The 17,518-nt window shown below is 44.4% G+C and carries 8 protein-coding genes and 3 pseudogenes; 2 read left to right on the top strand and 9 right to left on the bottom strand.

All coding sequences use genetic code 11. The annotated features are described in order from the left end of the window. Positions 1–198: 198 nt before the first annotated feature. Positions 199–720, bottom strand: a complete 522-nt coding sequence (locus STRCR_RS02680) for a PadR family transcriptional regulator (protein ID WP_004226204.1) — start codon at positions 718–720, stop codon at positions 199–201. Between the two features lie 126 nt (positions 721–846). On the opposite strand from STRCR_RS02680, the pseudogene STRCR_RS11505 reads away from it, so the two are divergent. After that, positions 847–1,134 (top strand): annotated as a pseudogene (locus tag STRCR_RS11505) (MFS transporter); the annotation flags it as partial. A 3-nt stretch (positions 1,135–1,137) separates the two neighbouring features. On the opposite strand, the pseudogene STRCR_RS11500 reads toward STRCR_RS11505, so the two are convergent. After that, a pseudogene (locus tag STRCR_RS11500) lies at positions 1,138–2,190 on the bottom strand (IS630-like element ISStso1 family transposase). Positions 2,191–2,228: 38 nt separating this feature from the next. Here STRCR_RS11500 and STRCR_RS02660 point away from each other — a divergent pair. Next, positions 2,229–3,629, top strand: a pseudogene (locus STRCR_RS02660) (MFS transporter); the annotation flags it as partial. Between the two features lie 137 nt (positions 3,630–3,766). Here STRCR_RS02660 and STRCR_RS02655 read toward each other — a convergent pair. The 7 genes from STRCR_RS02655 to rpoB form a co-directional block, all read right to left on the bottom strand. Further along, positions 3,767–4,690: an ABC transporter ATP-binding protein gene (locus tag STRCR_RS02655; protein ID WP_004225478.1), complete on the bottom strand. Its 924-nt coding sequence runs from the start codon at positions 4,688–4,690 to the stop codon at positions 3,767–3,769. Beyond that, the gene (locus tag STRCR_RS02650; RefSeq protein WP_004225936.1) at positions 4,687–5,736 is read right to left on the bottom strand and encodes an ABC transporter ATP-binding protein; all 1,050 of its coding nucleotides are present in this window, start codon (positions 5,734–5,736) and stop codon (positions 4,687–4,689) included. The genes STRCR_RS02655 and STRCR_RS02650 overlap by 4 nt, the downstream gene beginning before the upstream one ends. Before the next feature lie 10 nt (positions 5,737–5,746). Then, entirely contained in the window at positions 5,747–6,778 is a 1,032-nt protein-coding gene (locus STRCR_RS02645; RefSeq protein WP_004228615.1) for an ABC transporter permease, read from the bottom strand. A gap of 11 nt (positions 6,779–6,789) precedes the next feature. Beyond that, on the bottom strand, positions 6,790–7,704 hold the full coding sequence (locus STRCR_RS02640) for an ABC transporter permease (RefSeq protein WP_040804788.1): 915 nt from the start codon (positions 7,702–7,704) through the stop codon (positions 6,790–6,792). An 86-nt stretch (positions 7,705–7,790) separates the two neighbouring features. Continuing rightward, positions 7,791–9,452 (bottom strand): peptide ABC transporter substrate-binding protein, encoded by a 1,662-nt coding sequence (locus tag STRCR_RS02635; protein ID WP_004226281.1) that lies wholly within the window; start codon positions 9,450–9,452, stop codon positions 7,791–7,793. A 311-nt stretch (positions 9,453–9,763) separates the two neighbouring features. Then, the gene (gene rpoC, locus STRCR_RS02630) at positions 9,764–13,408 is read right to left on the bottom strand and encodes a DNA-directed RNA polymerase subunit beta' (protein ID WP_040804371.1); all 3,645 of its coding nucleotides are present in this window, start codon (positions 13,406–13,408) and stop codon (positions 9,764–9,766) included. Positions 13,409–13,522: 114 nt separating this feature from the next. Then, the gene (rpoB, locus tag STRCR_RS02625) at positions 13,523–17,101 is read right to left on the bottom strand and encodes a DNA-directed RNA polymerase subunit beta (protein ID WP_004229085.1); all 3,579 of its coding nucleotides are present in this window, start codon (positions 17,099–17,101) and stop codon (positions 13,523–13,525) included. Positions 17,102–17,518 lie beyond the last annotated feature (417 nt).

Below are 17,518 nucleotides of genomic sequence, written 5' to 3'. Positions count from 1 at the left end.
TCGGAGCTCAACTTAAAATAGGAAAGGCCCATAAAACTAATGGGCATCTAGGCTAGGTAGGGCTGATAAGCCGGCCGCCTGAATGCCAAATAAATCTTGATAGACATAGCTGTCTCACGCTATACTAGCCAAAATCCAAACAAAAGGGGGGGAATCATCTTCAAGACAGATTGAATGGTTGGTGCCATAGAATCCTCTTTATTGCTCAAGATCTTTCAGGGCATCTTCTAAAACCTTCTTAGTAGCTTCATAATAGGCCAAACCATACTTAATAGTCATTTCCTGAGTACTAGTCAAGCCTCCATCCTCTTTCCAAGTCTGGAGATTATCATGCAGCTGCTGAATTTTCTCTTCCTTACGAGCAATCCCTTCTGCTAGAAGTGGCTGCAACTTTTCCTTGGATAGGTCTGTAGCAAAGAAGAGCCGCATAAGTAAATCTGATTTAACTGTCTCATCATCTACTGCCGACTCAAAATAAGCTACAAACTCTTCTCGCCCAGCTTCAGTAATCGCATAAACATTCTTATTGGGCCGGCCCTCTTGAATGACGACCTCCTTTTTTATCTTCCCTTCTGCTTCTAACTTCCGCAGAGTCGGATAGATCATTCCATAGGTTCCATCATAAAAATAGGAGAGCTGATTTTCTAAAATATTTTTAATATCATAGCCTGTCCGCTCTTTGCGGCTCAGAATTCCCAGAATGACATCTCTACCTTTCATGGCTTATCCTCGCTTTCAATTTTATTATAAGGGGATTTAAAATAAGTGTCAACAAAAATATGGTTGACATTATTATTTATTTAGTTTATATTATCATTGTTAATATAAAAGAAAGAGAGCTTCCCTATGAAACGAACTTTTACTATTTTTGCTATGTGTATCGGCATCTTCCTCTGTATGTTGGATACTACCGTCATGAATATTGCTCTACCAGCTATTCAAGATAGCCTGAAGGTCACACTCAATAATCTACAATGGGCCCTCAATGTTTATACCATCGTCTTTGCTTCTTTAACCATTCCCTTGAGTAAATTAGCTGAAAAATTTGGCAAACAAAAATTTTATCTTTTAGGACTAATGACTTTTATGCTGGGTTCCCTCCTATCTGCCCTAAGTAAGGACTTAAATTTCTTATACTCAATGAAAATCAAGCATAGCCGAAGTCCATTTTCTATGGACAATCGTTTTTAACTCTTTCCAATGAAAACTTTGAATAACCTCTTGAAGTTGATTAATAACCTCCTCCAAAGTTTTGAAGGCTTTGTTTTTAAACCCACGTTTTCTTATTTCAGCCCAGACCTGTTCAATAGGATTCATTTCAGGAGTATAAGGCGGAATAAAAGCAAAGTCTATATTATGTGGAACTTCTAAAGCCTTTGATTTATGCCAAATGGCATTATCCATAACCAAAACAATGTAATCGTCAGGAAAAGCTTGACTTAATTGTCTTAAAAATTCGTTCATCCATTCAGTATTACAACCTCCTGCGATGAGGAAAAAAGATTCTCCTGTATGGGCATCAACGGCTCCGTAACAATAACGGTATTCTCGAATGTAGTGGCTGGCTACATGTGGCCTATAACCTTTAGGTGCCCAACAAGCTCCTAGCTTACTGATACGACCAAAACCCGCTTCATCTTGATACATGAGACGGACTTTCTTGTAACGTCGGCTATGCTTAAAGCGCTTTCTTGTCTTCCTGAATATAGATTTTATTTTTTGACGCATAAATCGTTTTAGCGTCTGCTTTTTTAGGATGTTTTGGACGAGGAGTTACCTTTCGCCATCCGTGGCGTTTTAATAAAGCATAGAATCCCTCACGAGTGGTTGACTTTCCAACTTCAGCTTGATAGGCTTCAAACAAGCTTTGAACAGTTACGTGCTCCCCCTTTAATGCCCGTTCTAGTTGTTGGTTTAGGAATCTTTCTTCCTCTTCGACGGTCATATAAGCACGTCTACGACCACCGCGATTTCTTTAAATAGAGCTGTTAGTCCCCCCTTTTGATAACGGGTAATTAAGTTGCGAACAGACTGGTGAACGAGCCCAACTTCTTTGCCGATTGCTGTTAAGCTCATTCCTTGTGAACGAAGGAGGAGGGCATGAAGTTTTCTATAGTGTTTATCATTTGCTTTATCTTTGAGTGCTTGTTTTAGTTCTTGTGCTTGTGCTGGTGTAATTTCTAGTGTCATGACTATATTATATCGCTATTTTTGATTTTTGTTAAGTATTAATTATCGGTAGGAGTATCCTAAGTATCGGGGCAGCCCTTGTCTTTCCTCTCTCGATGACTCTAGGAATCAACACTGTTAATATTTCCGCCCGAAAGAGAGTCATTGCCGCTTTGGGCGTCACGCAAGGACTTGCTGCAGCCTTGGGACCAACCATCGGAGGAATTCTCACCCAGTACCTAGGCTGGCGTTGGATTTTTCTCGTTAATCTCCCCTTGATGATTATTTCCCTTGTCATTTGCCTGATTTGCTTTAGCTGGCATGAAGAAAAAGAATCAGCCAGAATTGACTTTCTGGGGGCTATCTTTAGCATGGCAGCCCTCTTTTCCCTCACTTTAGGCTTGGTTCAAGGACGGACTTGACATTGGACTAGCCCAACTATTATCGGACTCTTAATCGGTTCGGCTCTCCTTTTAACCCTCTTTATTTGGTGGGAAGGAAAAGCTCAAGCTCCTATGATGCCACTGGCCCTCTTTAAGAACAAAGAATTTACTGGATCAGCTTTAGCTATTGTTCTAAGTAATGTCTTTCTGGTCGCTGTCACAGTTGTTCTGCCAACCTACTTTACTCGGGTGCAAGGCAAAGCTGAACTTGAGGCTGCACTACTGGTAACACCTATAACGGTCATGATTTTTGTCTTCTCCCCTCTGGCTGTATTAATGATTGACAAACTTGGATCACGTCTCGTTATGGCGAGCGGATTCATATTCATGACCATTGCCTATATCCTCTTCACAAAAATTGATATGACCAATAGTTTTCAGACAACCCTGACTTGTCTGATCTTAGGGACAGGATACGGTATTATCGCTGGTCCCATAACGGTTTTAGCCGCTTCCGATTTTACTGGCAATCTTCTGACAGCTTCTCAAAGTGTGGCAGGAGTCCTGCGGCAGGTTGGGATTGTTTTAGCAGTCGCCATCTATGTGACTGATCTCTATAGCAACCTCACTGCAGCAAAAAATGAATCCATTACTTATATTAAAAAGGAAGTTAAGACCATCCAAGTTCCTAAGGATAAGCAAAAGATGATTGCTGACACTTCCATCAAGGCTCTAGGCAAGACCAAACAAGCTAAAACGACCCAAAATCATTTTAGCCCAAAAGAAAAACAAGCCATTATCAATGAAAACTACCAGAAGGTCTTGAACAACTATCCAAGCCGCCTTCCTGATCAGGCCAAACAGGCCATTCACGGCAAAGTTGAGACCCAAGTTCAAGCCAAACTACAAACCATCAACCAACAGATCAATAAGGCAATTTCAGCCATTAAAACCTATGCTAAAGGTCGCTATACCAAGGCCTTTACTAGGCTCTACCGGTATTCCATCTGCTTTATCGGACTGGCTGTTTTCACCTTTCTACTTTTCCCTGAGAAGAAAAATAGGAAGCTCGGTTAGCCCCTCGGGGATGCGGGCTTATCTTGGTCACTACTCGAGTTCAGGGTTTCAAGCTTTAACTTCTTTTGCTATATTATTTCCCCATAATTTTCAAGCGACAATAAGAAAAGCCTCAGCTGGTTAGAGCTGAGGTCCTTTTATTTCTTATAGTTTTCAGCCTCTTGGTCAGTCGCATAGACAAAGTGACCAGGGGTAATTTCGTGCATTTGGCGGGCTTGCCCATCTTCTTCCAGACTTGGGTCATAAACCTGAGGCACCCGAGCCCGTTCTCGCTCTGGATCCGGTTCAGGAATGGCTGATAGAAGCGACTTGGTGTAAGGGTGGATAGGATTGTTGTAAACCTCATCCGCCGGTCCGACTTCCAAGAGCTTGCCCCAGTGCATCACGCCGATACGATCAGAAATATACTTGACCATGGACAGGTCATGGGCAATAAAGAGGTAGGTCAGGCCTTGATCATGCTGAAGTTTTTGCATAAGGTTGACCACCTGAGCCTGTATGGAAACATCCAAGGCAGAGATGGGTTCATCGGCTACGATAAACTTAGGTTTAACCGCCAAGGCTCTGGCAATCCCAATCCGCTGGCGTTGACCACCGGAGAATTCATGCGGATAGCGAGAGAGGTGATCCTTATTGAGACCGACCAATTCGATCAGCTCTTCCACCCTCTTCTGGCGTTCTTCCTTGTTTGCAGTCAAATGATGGATATCCAAACCTTCAGCAATAATATCCCGGATGGTCATCCGACCGTTGAGACTGGCCTGAGGATCTTGGAAAATCATTTGGGCATCCTTACGGAAGTCATGCAGGTCCTTACCTTTAAAAGTTTCAATGGATTTCCCATTAAAACTGATACCACCACCATCAATATCATAGAGCTTGAGGATAGAGCGACCAATGGTCGTCTTACCAGAACCTGATTCTCCAACCAGACCGAACACTTCACCTTCATAGATATCAAAACTAACATCATCAATAGCCTTGACTTGGTTGGATTTTCCCTTGTTAAAGGTCAGGGAAACGTTTTTGACTTGGACTAATTTTTTAGGGTCTTGGGTCATTTTTGTCTCCCTTCTAATTCTTGCCACTGTTTCCACCGTTTTTGGATAAAGTCTGGCGGTGTCACCTGAGGTGCTCGTTCATCTAAAAGCCAAGTAGCCGCATAGTGGCTATCAGATACCTTAAACATGGGCGGCTCTTCCTCGTGATCGATATCCAGAGCAAAAGCATTTCTGGCAGCAAAGGCATCCCCCTTAGGCGGATTGAGCAAGTCCGGCGGTGTCCCCGGAATGGCTTGCAGGCTGCCAGACTCGGTTCCTATGGTTGGCATGGAACCCAGAAGGCCCCAAGTATAAGGGTGTTGCGGATTGTAGAAGACTTCATCAACACTACCGTATTCAACAATCTTACCAGCATACATAACGGCAACCCGATCAGCCATACCAGCGACGACCCCTAAATCATGGGTGATAAAGATAATGGAACTCTCGGTTTGCTGCTGAATATCCTTCATCAGATGCAGAATTTGAGCCTGAATAGTCACATCCAGAGCAGTCGTCGGTTCATCGGCAATGAGGATTTCTGGATTAGCCGCTAGGGCAATAGCAATGACAGCCCGCTGCCGCATTCCTCCAGACCACTGATGAGGGTAATCATTAGCGTGTTCACGCGCATTAGGGATTCCAACTTTTTCCATCAGATCAACAACGATTTCAAAAGCTTGATCGAATTCCATTTCGTCATCGTGAATCAAAATGGGCTCAGCAATCTGCTTCCAAATTTTCATGGTTGGATCCAGACTGGTCATAGGATCTTGGAAAATCATGGCAATTTCATTACCACGAACGCTGACCCAATCTTTTTCATCCAGTTCATTGAGATTACGTCCCTTAAACTGGATATCGCCACTGACCTCAGCATTCTTGGCCGATAGGCCCATGAGGGTCCGAGTTGTGACAGACTTCCCAGAACCAGACTCGCCAACGATAGCTAGCGTTTCACCCTTGTAGAGTTCAAAATTGACATTTCGAATAGCCTTGACATCGCCAGCATAGGTATGGAAATTCACATGAAGGTCTTTGACGCTTAAAATTTCTTCTTTTGACATAAGGACCTCCTCACTCATCAGCATTTGACTTAGGGTCAAAGGCATCCCGCAGACCATCACCCAAGAGAATGAAGGCTAGGGAAATAAAGACCAAGGCAAGAGCTGGAATAATCAGCTGATAGGGATAATATTGTAAGTATTCTTGGGCATCGGTAATCAGAGAACCTAGGGAAGCCGTCGGTGGCTTCACCCCCAGATTGATAGCTGATAAGACAGCTTCATACATGATGGCACTAGGTACAGTCATCATAATTTGTACAATGATAATCCCTGAAATATTTGGCAGAATGTGTTTAAAGGCAATCTTGATCCTGCTTTCACCCAGAGTCCTTGAAGCTAGGACAAAATCCCGCTCCTTATAGGACAGGGTCATATTGCGGACCTGACGAGCCATCGCTGTCCAACCGACAATAGCGATGGAGATAATGATAGCCGTCACCCCATTTCCCAGAAGGAGCCCCAGCATGGTTACGATAACCAAGTTAGGGATTGAAGAGATAACTTCGATAATCCGCTGCATAATGGTATCGATCCGACCGCCGATAAAACCTGAAATCAGACCATAGCTAACGCCAATCAGGAGGTCAATCAAGGTCGCAACCACAGCAATCAAAAGGGAAATCCGAATCCCGACCATAACCCGCTTGGCCACACTTCGGCCTAAGTTGTCGGTTCCTAAAATAAATTTTTGACCCTTGGGAACCTCTTGTTCCTTATAGACATCTGTCTTCTTATCAGCACCAGAATATTTGATTGTCCCATTCCAGAAAGGTAAATGATCGCTGATTTTAGGAGGCAAATTGCGATAAGTGGTCACCTTATCACTGTTAAAAGTATTGGCATCTTCCTTACTGACAAAGGCCGTTGAAATAGCGGCAAAAATCAGCATGAAGGCCAAGAACCAGAGAGCCACTAAGGCTAATTTATTCTTTTTCAACCGTCGCCAAGCATCCTGCATAAAGGTCAGGGTAGGCTTTTGAATTTTTTCTTGTGAAAGCGTGCTGCCCGCACCCACAAGTTTAAATGTTTGTCTTTCGTCCATAGTATCCTTCCTTACTGCAAGCGAACCCGAGGATCGACAATACTAATCACAATATCTGTCACCAGAATAGCCACCATCAGCATGAGAGCATAGACAATCGTTGTTCCCATAATAACTGGATAATCCTTGGTGGGAATGGAGCTGACAAATTGCTGCCCGATACCGGGAATTGAGAAGATTTGCTCAATCAAGGCAGAACCCGTCAAAATATTAGCAGCCAGCGGACCAACTAAGGTCAAGACTGGAATCATGGAATTGCGGTAGGCATGCTGCTCTGTTACCTCTGATGAAGTCAGCCCCTTAGCTCGAGCCAACTGAATGTAATCTGTATTGAGGGTTTCAATCATTTCACTGCGGAAGAAGCGTGTAACCTGAGCAAAGACCGGAATAGCCAAAGCCAGAGTTGGTAAGACGGACTGACCAAAGCTACCCCAACCAACTAAAGGCAGAAGATTCCACTTGAAGCCGAGGTAATCCAAGAGAAAAAGTCCAATAATGAAGGACGGTACTGAGATACCTAGAGTTGAGATAACACTCAAGACACTATCAATCCAGTTATTCTTATTGCGGGCTGAAACAGCACCGACAAAAAGACCAGCAATAACACCGACAACCAGAGCCTGAATACCCAGTTGAGCAGAAACAGCCAGGCGTTGACCAATCAGGGTTGACACTTTTTGATTAATAGAGGCGTAAGAAGTTCCCAAATCACCGTGCAGGATATTCCAGAGATAGGTCAGATACTGCTGCCAGAGCGGCTTATCCAAGCCGTATTGCTTGTTCATCATGGCAATCATTTCATCCGTTAACTTGGGGTTGTTGTAAGGCGTTCCTGGTAAAACCTGCATAAGAAAGAAAGACAGGGTTACAACCACCCAAAGAGTAACTAACAAGATTGCTATACGTTTTAATAAATATTTCACCATATTATTGATTCCTTTAAAATCAGCAAACAAGAGAGTGAGACAGACAGCCATGATGGCTTAGCCCTCACCCTCTTGCCCGACGTTGATTACTTCTTGTAGGCATAGGTAAAGTCCGTGTAAAGTCCAGTTGCATTCCGTATCAGGCCTTTCAAATGTGGATTTTGTAAAGCTCGAGTTGAACGGAAGTAGATTGGATTGTAAAGAGCCTCGTCGTAAAGGGATTTTTCTGCTGCCTTATAATCTTCTGCACCTGCCGCTTGATTCAAAGCATCAGTGGTCAGAGCTTTTTGGTAAGCAGCATCGTAATCAGCATTTGAAAACTTACCATAGTTATAAGCAGAGTCAGAGGTGAATAGACCGTAGAAAGTTGAACCTTCCGGATAATCACCCCCCCAAAGAACAAGAGCCACATCAAAATTTTGTTTTTTTGTATCATCCAAGCGCTGCTTGAAGGTAACAAATTTTTCCTCAACGGTTAAACCAGGCAGGGCTTTCTCCCATGTCTCCTTGATATAGTCGACCGCTGCCTTGGCAACAGGCTGATCAGAATCAGCTGTAACGACGAGTTTCAAAGAACTTAGCCCTTCTTCTGCTAACCCAGCCTTAAAGAGCTGACTAGCTTTTTTAACATCATAAGTGTAGCCCGGAGCCACATAATCCGTTAGATCCCTTCCACCCGGCAATTTCTCTAATCCTTCAGGAGCCAAAGCAGTAGCCGGCTTAGATCCTGTATCAATAGCAGCCTTAACCACTCCCTTACGATTAGTTGCAAAGTTGAGAGCCTGACGAATCTTTTTATTGGTCAAACCAGGAACCTCCCCCGTTTGATTGTAAACGATATAGGTGGTTGTTGCTTCTGGAACCTTAACAACCTCTTTGCTGTATTTGTTAGCATTATACATAGCTGAGGTCGCAGAAATATTAGCATAATCAAGATCCCCTTGTTTATACATCTGAACAGCCGTATCAGGCTTTTTGACAGTCTGAACATTGACAACCTTGGTTTTAACATGCTTTGCATCCCAGTAGTATTTATTCTTAACCAATTTATAGCTACCACTAGTACCGTTCCAATGTTCAACCTTATAAGGGCCTGAATAGACAGAATACTTAGAAGCCGTTCCGTACTTATCTCCAGCTTTATCCACAAAGGATTTTTTCTGTGGCACAAAATTAGAAAAAGATAAGAGAGATTTGAACTGAGGAGCCGGCTTGCTAAGAGTAAAAATAACCTTGTTGCCTTCTGCCTTAACACCTAAGTCCTTGACTGGCTTCTTGCCAGCGATAATCTCATCGGCATTGAGAACATGGGCATCCTGAGTCAAGTAAGCATATTCAGAAGCCGTTTTCGGGTCGACCATGCGCTGCCAAGAATAGACAATGTCCTGTGCTGTCAAGGCACTGCCATCCGACCATTTGAGATGATCGCGCAGGGTCGCCGTATAGGTTAAACCATCAGCCGACACATCCACCTTTTTAGCTAAATCTAGCTTCAAATCACCATGTTTATCTACCCGCATTAAGTTACTGCCAGAATTACCGATAGCCATTGCCGAATATTGATCAGTATTCTTAGAAACATCCAAAGTAATGATTTCAGTCGGTGTATACCAATTAATCTCATGCTTAGAATCATTTGTTTGGGTAAAGTTATGAGCTGTAACACCAACAAGTACCACCCCAGCAGCCACGATCCACTTAGCATTCTTTCGAAGCTTTTTTCTGAATTTTCTTTTTATTAATACCATAAAATTCCTTCTATCTTAAGCGTCAGGGGAAACTGAACGCTTCTTCTCTCTAGCCAAATAAAAATAGACTTGAACCGGTCTCAAGACAAGACCCGCCCAATCCATTGAATGACTATAACGTTTTCAATTATAGCAGTTTATTAAGAAAATGTAAATATTATGTTTCGCCTTCTTTTCAGCTTTGCCTCCTCAAATAACTTACCGAGTCAAACTTTCCCTGATTTTAATAAGGAAAAAGCCTCTCCTAAAACTAGGAGAGGCTGAGAAGCCTTTCTTATATCTATACAGATTTCAGAAAAAAGTCTGAGTTATTATTCAGCAACTGGTGCTTGAGCTTCCTCTTCATTTGGCCCTACTTCTTCTTCAATGATTTCAACTTCATTGACAGCCTGAGGTTCGATATTGCGGTAGCGAGCCATACCAGTACCAGCAGGGATAATCTTACCAATAATGACATTTTCCTTAAGACCAAGCAGATGATCCTTCTTACCACGGATAGCCGCATCGGTCAGGACACGAGTGGTTTCTTGGAAGGAAGCTGCTGATAGGAATGAATTGGTTTCCAGTGAAGCTTTGGTAATCCCCATAAGGACTGGACGGCTGGTTGCAGGAATACCGCCAGCGATGACGATGTCCTTATTAGCATCCGTAAAGTCAGCGATATCCATGAGCGTACCTGGCAGGAGATCCGTATCACCTGGATCCATGACACGCACCTTGCGCAACATTTGACGAACCATAACTTCGACGTGCTTATCACCGATTTCTACCCCTTGGCTACGGTAAACTTTTTGAACTTCTGCCAAGAGATAGGTTTCAACTGACAGGGTATCACGCACTTCCAGCAAATGTTTTGGCTGGATAGATCCTTCGGTTAGGGCAGAACCGCGGGAAATTTTATCACCGACTTGAACCTTCATCCGAGCTGTAAATGGCACGACATATTCACCCTTACCAGTTCTACCTTCAACGTAAACCTTCTTGGTACGAGTTGCCGCATCTTCCTCAATGTCAGTCACGCGCCCCTTAACTTCTGTGATGACCGCTTCCCCTTTAGGATTGCGGGCTTCAAAGATTTCTTGGATACGAGGCAAACCTTGAGTGATATCGGTATTCGAAGCAACACCACCGGTGTGGAAGGTCCGCATAGTCAACTGGGTACCAGGTTCGCCAATAGATTGGGCAGCGACAGTACCAACAGCTTCCCCAACTTCAACCGCATCACCTGTTGCCAAGTTGATACCGTAACAGTGGCGGCAGACCCCATGACGGGTCTTACAGGTGAAGACAGAGCGGATGGTGACTTCTTCAACGCCAGCCTTAACAATTTCAGCCGCCATATTTTCTGTCAGCAAGGTATCAGGTTCAACCAAGACTTCCCCAGTTTCAGGGTGTTTAACACTCTTCTTGGTATAACGACCAACCAAGCGTTCCTGCAAGGTTTCAGTTACTTCCTTACCATCGGTAATAGCTGTGATGGTCAAACCACGGTCCGTACCACAGTCGTCTTCGCGGATGATAACATCTTGAGCCACATCGACCAGACGACGAGTCAGATAACCCGAGTCGGCGGTCTTGAGAGCCGTATCAGTCATACCCTTACGAGCACCGTGGGTAGAGAAGAACATTTCCAGAACAGACAGACCTTCACGGAAGTTAGACAGGATAGGCAATTCCATGATTTGTCCATTAGGAGCCGCCATCAGACCACGCATACCAGCCAATTGAGAGAAGTTGGAGATGTTACCCCGAGCTCCTGAGTCCATCATCATAACGATAGGGTTCTTAGGATCTTGGTTAGCAATCAGAGCTTCTTCCAATTCTTCCTTGGCTTCGCGCCAAGTATTTGTAACGGCTGTATAGCGGTCGTCATCCGTCATCAAACCGCGGCGGAAGGCCTTATTGATTTGTTCGACCTTACTGTGAGCAGCTTCGATAATTTCTTGCTTATTGTCAATAACTGGGATATCAGCAATACCAACAGTCAAACCAGACAGGGTTGAATGATAGTAACCCAAGTCTTTCAAACGGTCAAGGAAGGCAGAAGTTTCTGTCGTCCGCAGGCGTTTGAAGGTTTCAGCGATGATATTACCCAAGTGTTTCTTCTTGAATGGTTCATTGATTTCAAGTGCTTCAATAGCTGGCTTGATATCGCTACCTGGTTCCAAGAAGTACTTATCAGGAGTCTTTTCAGTCAGATTGCTGGTGGTTGGTTCTTGCAGATATGGCAGTTCTGCTGGCATGATATCATTAAAGAGAATCTTACCAACAGTCGTAATCATAACCTTGCCCTTTTGACTTTCAGTCCAAGGTTTTTCAGGCATGCTGTCCGTTGCGATACCAACACGGGTATGCAAGTGTGCAAAACCATTGCGGTAAGCCATGATAGCTTCGTCCTTGTCCTTGAAGACCATACCTTCGCCTTCACGGCCAGCATCTTCCATAGTCAGGTAGTAATTACCCAAAACCATATCTTGAGATGGGGTAACGACTGGTTTACCATCTTTAGGGTTAAGAATGTGTTCGGCCGCCAACATCAAGAGACGAGCTTCTGCTTGAGCTTCTTCAGACAGAGGCACGTGGATAGCCATTTGGTCCCCGTCAAAGTCAGCATTGTAGGCTTCACAAGCCAGTGGGTGAAGTCGCAGAGCCTTACCATCGATCAGAACAGGTTCAAAGGCTTGGATACCAAGTCTGTGCAGGGTAGGTGCCCGGTTGAGGAGAACGGGGTGTTCCTTGATCACATCTTCCAGAATATCCCAGATCCGTTCATCACCGCGTTCAACCATACGCTTGGCAGCCTTAACATTACCAGCATATTCACGCGCAACAATTTCTTTCATGACGAAAGGTTTGAAGAGCTCGATAGCCATTTCACGCGGTACACCGCATTGGTACATCTTGAGGGTTGGACCAACAGCGATAACCGAACGTCCAGAAAAGTCAACCCGTTTACCCAGCAAGTTTTGACGGAAACGTCCTTGCTTACCTTTCAGCATGTGGCTGAGAGACTTAAGCGGACGGCTGCCTGGACCTGTAATTGGACGGCCGCGCCGACCATTATCAATCAGAGCATCAACAGCTTCTTGCAACATCCGTTTTTCATTTTGCACGATGATACCTGGAGCGTTGAGTTCCAAAAGACGCGCCAAGCGGTTGTTCCGGTTGATAACCCGACGGTAAAGGTCATTCAAGTCAGAGGCAGCAAAACGACCACCATCCAATTGGACCATAGGGCGCAAATCCGGCGGAATAACCGGCAGGATGTTAAGTACCATCCATTCTGGCTTGTTGCCTGATTTTTGGAAGGCATCAAGAACATCCAAACGGCGAATTGCCTTAATGCGCTTTTGACCTGAAGCAGTCTTCAGTTCCTCTTTGAGTTCTGCAATTTCTGCTTCCAAGTCCACTTGCTTCAGGAGGTCCTGAACAGCTTCCGCCCCCATCTTAGCAACGAAGGAACCGTAACCATACTCCTGCAGTTTTTCGCGGTATTCACGCTCAGTCAAGATAGACTTGCGTTCCAACGGAGTATCCTTAGGATCAATGACCACATAGGCTGCGAAGTAGATAACTTCTTCCAAAGCCCGCGGACTCATATCCAAAGTCAAGCCCATGCGTGATGGGATACCCTTGAAGTACCAGATGTGAGAAACAGGAGCCTTCAATTCGATGTGACCCATACGTTCGCGACGAACCTTGGCACGAGTAACTTCAACCCCACAGCGATCACAGACAATCCCTTTATAGCGGATCCGTTTATATTTACCACAGGCACATTCCCAATCCTTAGTAGGCCCAAAGATGACTTCATCAAAGAGCCCTTCACGTTCAGGCTTGAGCGTGCGGTAGTTGATTGTTTCAGGTTTCTTAACTTCCCCGTAGGACCAAGAACGGACCTTATTAGGAGAAGCTAAAGTGACTTGCATACTTTTAAAACGATTTACGTCAACCACTAGTATTACCTTTCTATTTATCTGGCCAAACTAGGGGCAATGCCTAGCCTGGCTTATGATGAGACTTAGCTAGTTGGCTGAAAAGGCCCCTTCCCAGCCAACCTATTGGCCATCTCATTCTTCAGTCTTTTGACTCACAGCAGCTTGTGCTAAGCGAGCAGCCTCAGCTTCTTGCTTTTGGCGGGCCTTTTCCAGATCATCAACATGCATGACGTCGTCATCTTCACCTTCGTCAAGATCACGCAGTTCAACTTCCTTGTCATCTTCATCCAGCACGCGCATATCAAGACCAAGTGATTGCAGTTCCTTAACCAAGACACGGAAGGACTCCGGCACCCCTGGTTTTGGAATTGGTTTACCCTTAGTAATAGCTTCATAAGCTTTAAGGCGGCCATTCACATCATCCGACTTGTAAGTCAGGATTTCTTGCAAGACATTTGAAGCCCCATAAGCTTCCAGAGCCCAAACTTCCATTTCCCCGAAACGTTGACCACCGAACTGAGCTTTACCACCCAGAGGTTGTTGGGTAACAAGTGAGTAAGGACCAGTGGAACGGGCGTGAAGCTTATCATCAACCATGTGGTGGAGCTTAATCATGTACATAACCCCAACAGATACACGGTTGTCAAATGGTTCACCGGTACGACCATCGTAAAGGACGGTCTTAGCATCACTAGCCATACCAGCCTCTTCAACGGTTTCCCAAAGATCTTCAGAAGTCGCCCCGTCAAAGACTGGCGTTGCAATATGGATTCCTAGATTACGAGCCGCCATACCCAAGTGGAGTTCCATAACTTGTCCAATATTCATCCGAGATGGCACACCCAATGGATTCAGCATGATATCAACAGGTGTTCCGTCAGGCAGATAAGGCATGTCTTCGACCGGAACAATCCGAGAAACAACCCCCTTATTACCGTGACGACCAGCCATTTTATCGCCGACCTTAATCTTACGTTTTTGAGCGATATAAACCCGTACCAGCATATTAACACCAGATTGAAGCTCATCACCATTAGCCCGTGTAAAGATCTTGACATCACGGACGATACCAGCACCACCGTGTGGAACCCGCAGAGAGGTGTCACGCACTTCACGCGATTTATCACCAAAGATGGCATGGAGGAGACGCTCTTCAGCTGACAGGTCTTTTTCCCCCTTAGGAGTGACCTTACCAACTAAGATGTCGCCTTCCTTGACTTCCGCACCGATGCGGATAATACCCATTTCATCCAAATCCTTGAGAGCTTCTTCCCCAACATTTGGAATTTCACGCGTAATTTCTTCAGGACCTAACTTAGTATCACGGGTTTCTGATTCAAATTCTTCCAAGTGGACAGAAGTATAAACATCTTCCTTAACCAGACGTTCACTCATGATGACCGCATCTTCGAAGTTGTAGCCTTCCCAAGTCATGTAAGCGACGATTGGGTTGCGACCCAAAGCCATTTCACCTTTTTCCATGGAAGGACCATCAGCGATGAAGTCACCTTTTTCAACCTGATCGCCAACCTTAACAAGAGTGCGTTGATTATAGGCAGTACCAGAGTTAGAGCGACGGAACTTAGTAATATGATAAACATCAAGGGAGCCATCTTCACGTCGCACTTCAACCTTTTCAGCATCAGAGAAGGTTACTCGGCCGTCATGTTGAGCAATAACAGCAGCACCAGAATCATGAGCGGCTTGATATTCCATGCCTGTCCCAACGAACGGTGCCTTAGGATCAATCAATGGTACAGCTTGCCGCTGCATGTTGGCACCCATGAGGGCCCGGTTGGAGTCATCGTTTTCCAAGAATGGGATACAAGCGGTTGCAACCGCAACAACCTGTTTAGGAGAAACGTCTACAAAATCAACCGAGCTAGCTGAAAATTCTTGGTTGTTCCCTTGGTGACGCCCCATGACAATTTCTTCTGCAAAAGTGCCATCTTCATTCAGCTTTGAGTTGGCCTGAGCGACGGTGTATTCATCTTCTTCATCCGCAGTCAGCCAAACGATTTCATTAGTCACCTTACCAGTTGACCGGTCAACCTTGCGGTATGGTGTTTGGATGAAGCCGTACTTATTGAGGTGACCGTAAGAAGACAGATTATTGATCAAACCGATGTTTGGTCCTTCAGGAGTCTCAATTGGACACATCCGGCCATAATGGGTATAGTGCACGTCCCGCACCTCATAGCCAGCTCGGTCACGGGTCAAACCACCAGGGCCTAAAGCTGACAAACGACGTTTGTGAGACAGCTCAGAAAGCGGATTGTGTTGGTCCATGAATTGAGACAATTGAGAAGAACCAAAGAATTCCTTAACTGCAGCCGTAACAGGGCGGATATTGATAATTTGCTGTGGCGTCAGAGCTTCATTGTCTTGAACAGACATGCGTTCGCGCACGTTACGTTCCATCCGAGTCAAACCGATACGGAATTGGTTGGCTAACAGTTCACCCACAGCACGAATCCGGCGGTTACCCAAATGGTCAATATCATCAACCTTACCAAGCCCATCAGCCAAATTGAGGAAATATGACATTTCCGCCAAAATATCAGCAGGCGTTAACGCACGGACCTTATCACCTGGATTAGAGTTACCAACGATAGTAACTACTTTGTCAGCATCCAGTGGTGAAACCACTTTGAATTTTTGCAGAACAACAGGATCTGTCACAACAGCGTAGTCATTTGGTGTATAAACGAAGCTATTAAGGCCGTTATCCAAAGCATCTGCAATAGAATCAATAACCTCGCGAGTCATAACGGTACCGGCTTCAACCAAGATTTCACCAGTTTCACCATCGACCAAGTTTTCCGCTAGAGTTTGGTTGAGCAGGCGAGTTTTGATATTGAGCTTCTTATTAATTTTATAACGACCAACGGCAGCCAAGTCATAGCGACGAGGGTCGAAGAAACGAGCAGTCAAGAGGCTACGAGAACTATCAGCTGTCTTAGGTTCCCCTGGACGCAGGCGTTCGTAAATTTCCTTAAGGGCTTCATCAGTCCTAGCATCTGCTGGATTCTTGTGGATATCTTTTTCAATAGTATTGCGAACTAATTCGCTATCACCAAAGATATCAATAATTTCATCATCACCAGAGAAACCAAGGGCCCGCACCAAAGTTGTAAATGGAATCTTACGAGTTCGGTCGATACGCGTATAGGCAATATCCTTAGAGTCCGTTTCTAATTCCAGCCAAGCCCCCCGGTTAGGGATAACGGTTGAACCGTAGCCAACTTTACCGTTTTTATCAACCTTATCGTTGAAATAAACACCCGGAGAACGTACCAACTGAGAAACGATAATCCGTTCCCCACCATTGATGATAAAAGTCCCCATTTCCGTCATGATTGGAAAGTCACCAAAGAAGACTTCCTGAGTTTTGATTTCACCAGTCTCTTTGTTAATCAAACGGAAAGTTACAAAGATCGGTGCTGAGTATGAAGCATCGTGGATACGCGCTTCTTCCAAACTGTACTTAGGCTCCTTCAACTCATAACCAACAAACTCCAATTCCATGGTATCGGTAAAGTTTGAAATCGGAAGTACATCTTCAAAGACTTCCTTGAGACCATTCTCCAAGAAATCTCGGAATGAATCCGTTTGGATTTCAATTAAATTTGGTAGATCAAGAGCTTCCTTGATTCTTGAAAAACTTCGACGGGTGCGATGTTTCCCGTATTGAACGTCATGTCCTGCCAAGTTTCTATCTCCTTCATCGTAAGATACAAAGACTTTCTCAGCTCAAAGCTAAGTTAGTCGAGGTCAATTAACAGCTTATTCATCACCTACGAGTTCTTTTATGGCATAATTTTTAGAATCTTTATATTTGCGTTACATTTATAAAAATCCCCAAAATTAGGCACAAAAAGAGCAGCTAAATCTGACTAGAAAAGTTTGATTTAACTGCTGTATCGCTTGATTGGACAATATTTCAATCAAGTTAGACGACAAATAGTTATTATTATTATAACCAATTTAGGCACAAATTGCAAGTTTGTTTTGTTGATAGAGACCGCTTAAAGCTAGATGTTAATTTTCAAAGTGAGTTCTAAGCAGCCGTAAAATCTGGACATTAGACTGAAACAGAAAAATAAAGCAGAACTTAGAAACTGTATT

Source organism: Streptococcus criceti HS-6, from assembly GCF_000187975.2.
Lineage (GTDB): Bacteria > Bacillota > Bacilli > Lactobacillales > Streptococcaceae > Streptococcus > Streptococcus criceti.
The sequence above is the reverse complement of the archived record's forward strand: the minus strand, read 5'-3'. Positions and strand labels throughout refer to the sequence as shown.

What these genes read in the sequence shown, in the direction of transcription:
- STRCR_RS02640 (WP_040804788.1), bottom strand. Translation starts at nt 7,704, where the DNA reads ATGGTGAAATATTTATTAAAACGTATAGCAATCTTGTTAGTTACTCTT.
- STRCR_RS02655 (WP_004225478.1), bottom strand. Translation starts at nt 4,690, where the DNA reads ATGACCCAAGACCCTAAAAAATTAGTCCAAGTCAAAAACGTTTCCCTG.
- STRCR_RS02645 (WP_004228615.1), bottom strand. Translation starts at nt 6,778, where the DNA reads ATGGACGAAAGACAAACATTTAAACTTGTGGGTGCGGGCAGCACGCTT.
- STRCR_RS02650 (WP_004225936.1), bottom strand. Translation starts at nt 5,736, where the DNA reads ATGTCAAAAGAAGAAATTTTAAGCGTCAAAGACCTTCATGTGAATTTC.
- STRCR_RS02680 (WP_004226204.1), bottom strand. Translation starts at nt 720, where the DNA reads ATGAAAGGTAGAGATGTCATTCTGGGAATTCTGAGCCGCAAAGAGCGG.
- STRCR_RS02635 (WP_004226281.1), bottom strand. Translation starts at nt 9,452, where the DNA reads ATGGTATTAATAAAAAGAAAATTCAGAAAAAAGCTTCGAAAGAATGCT.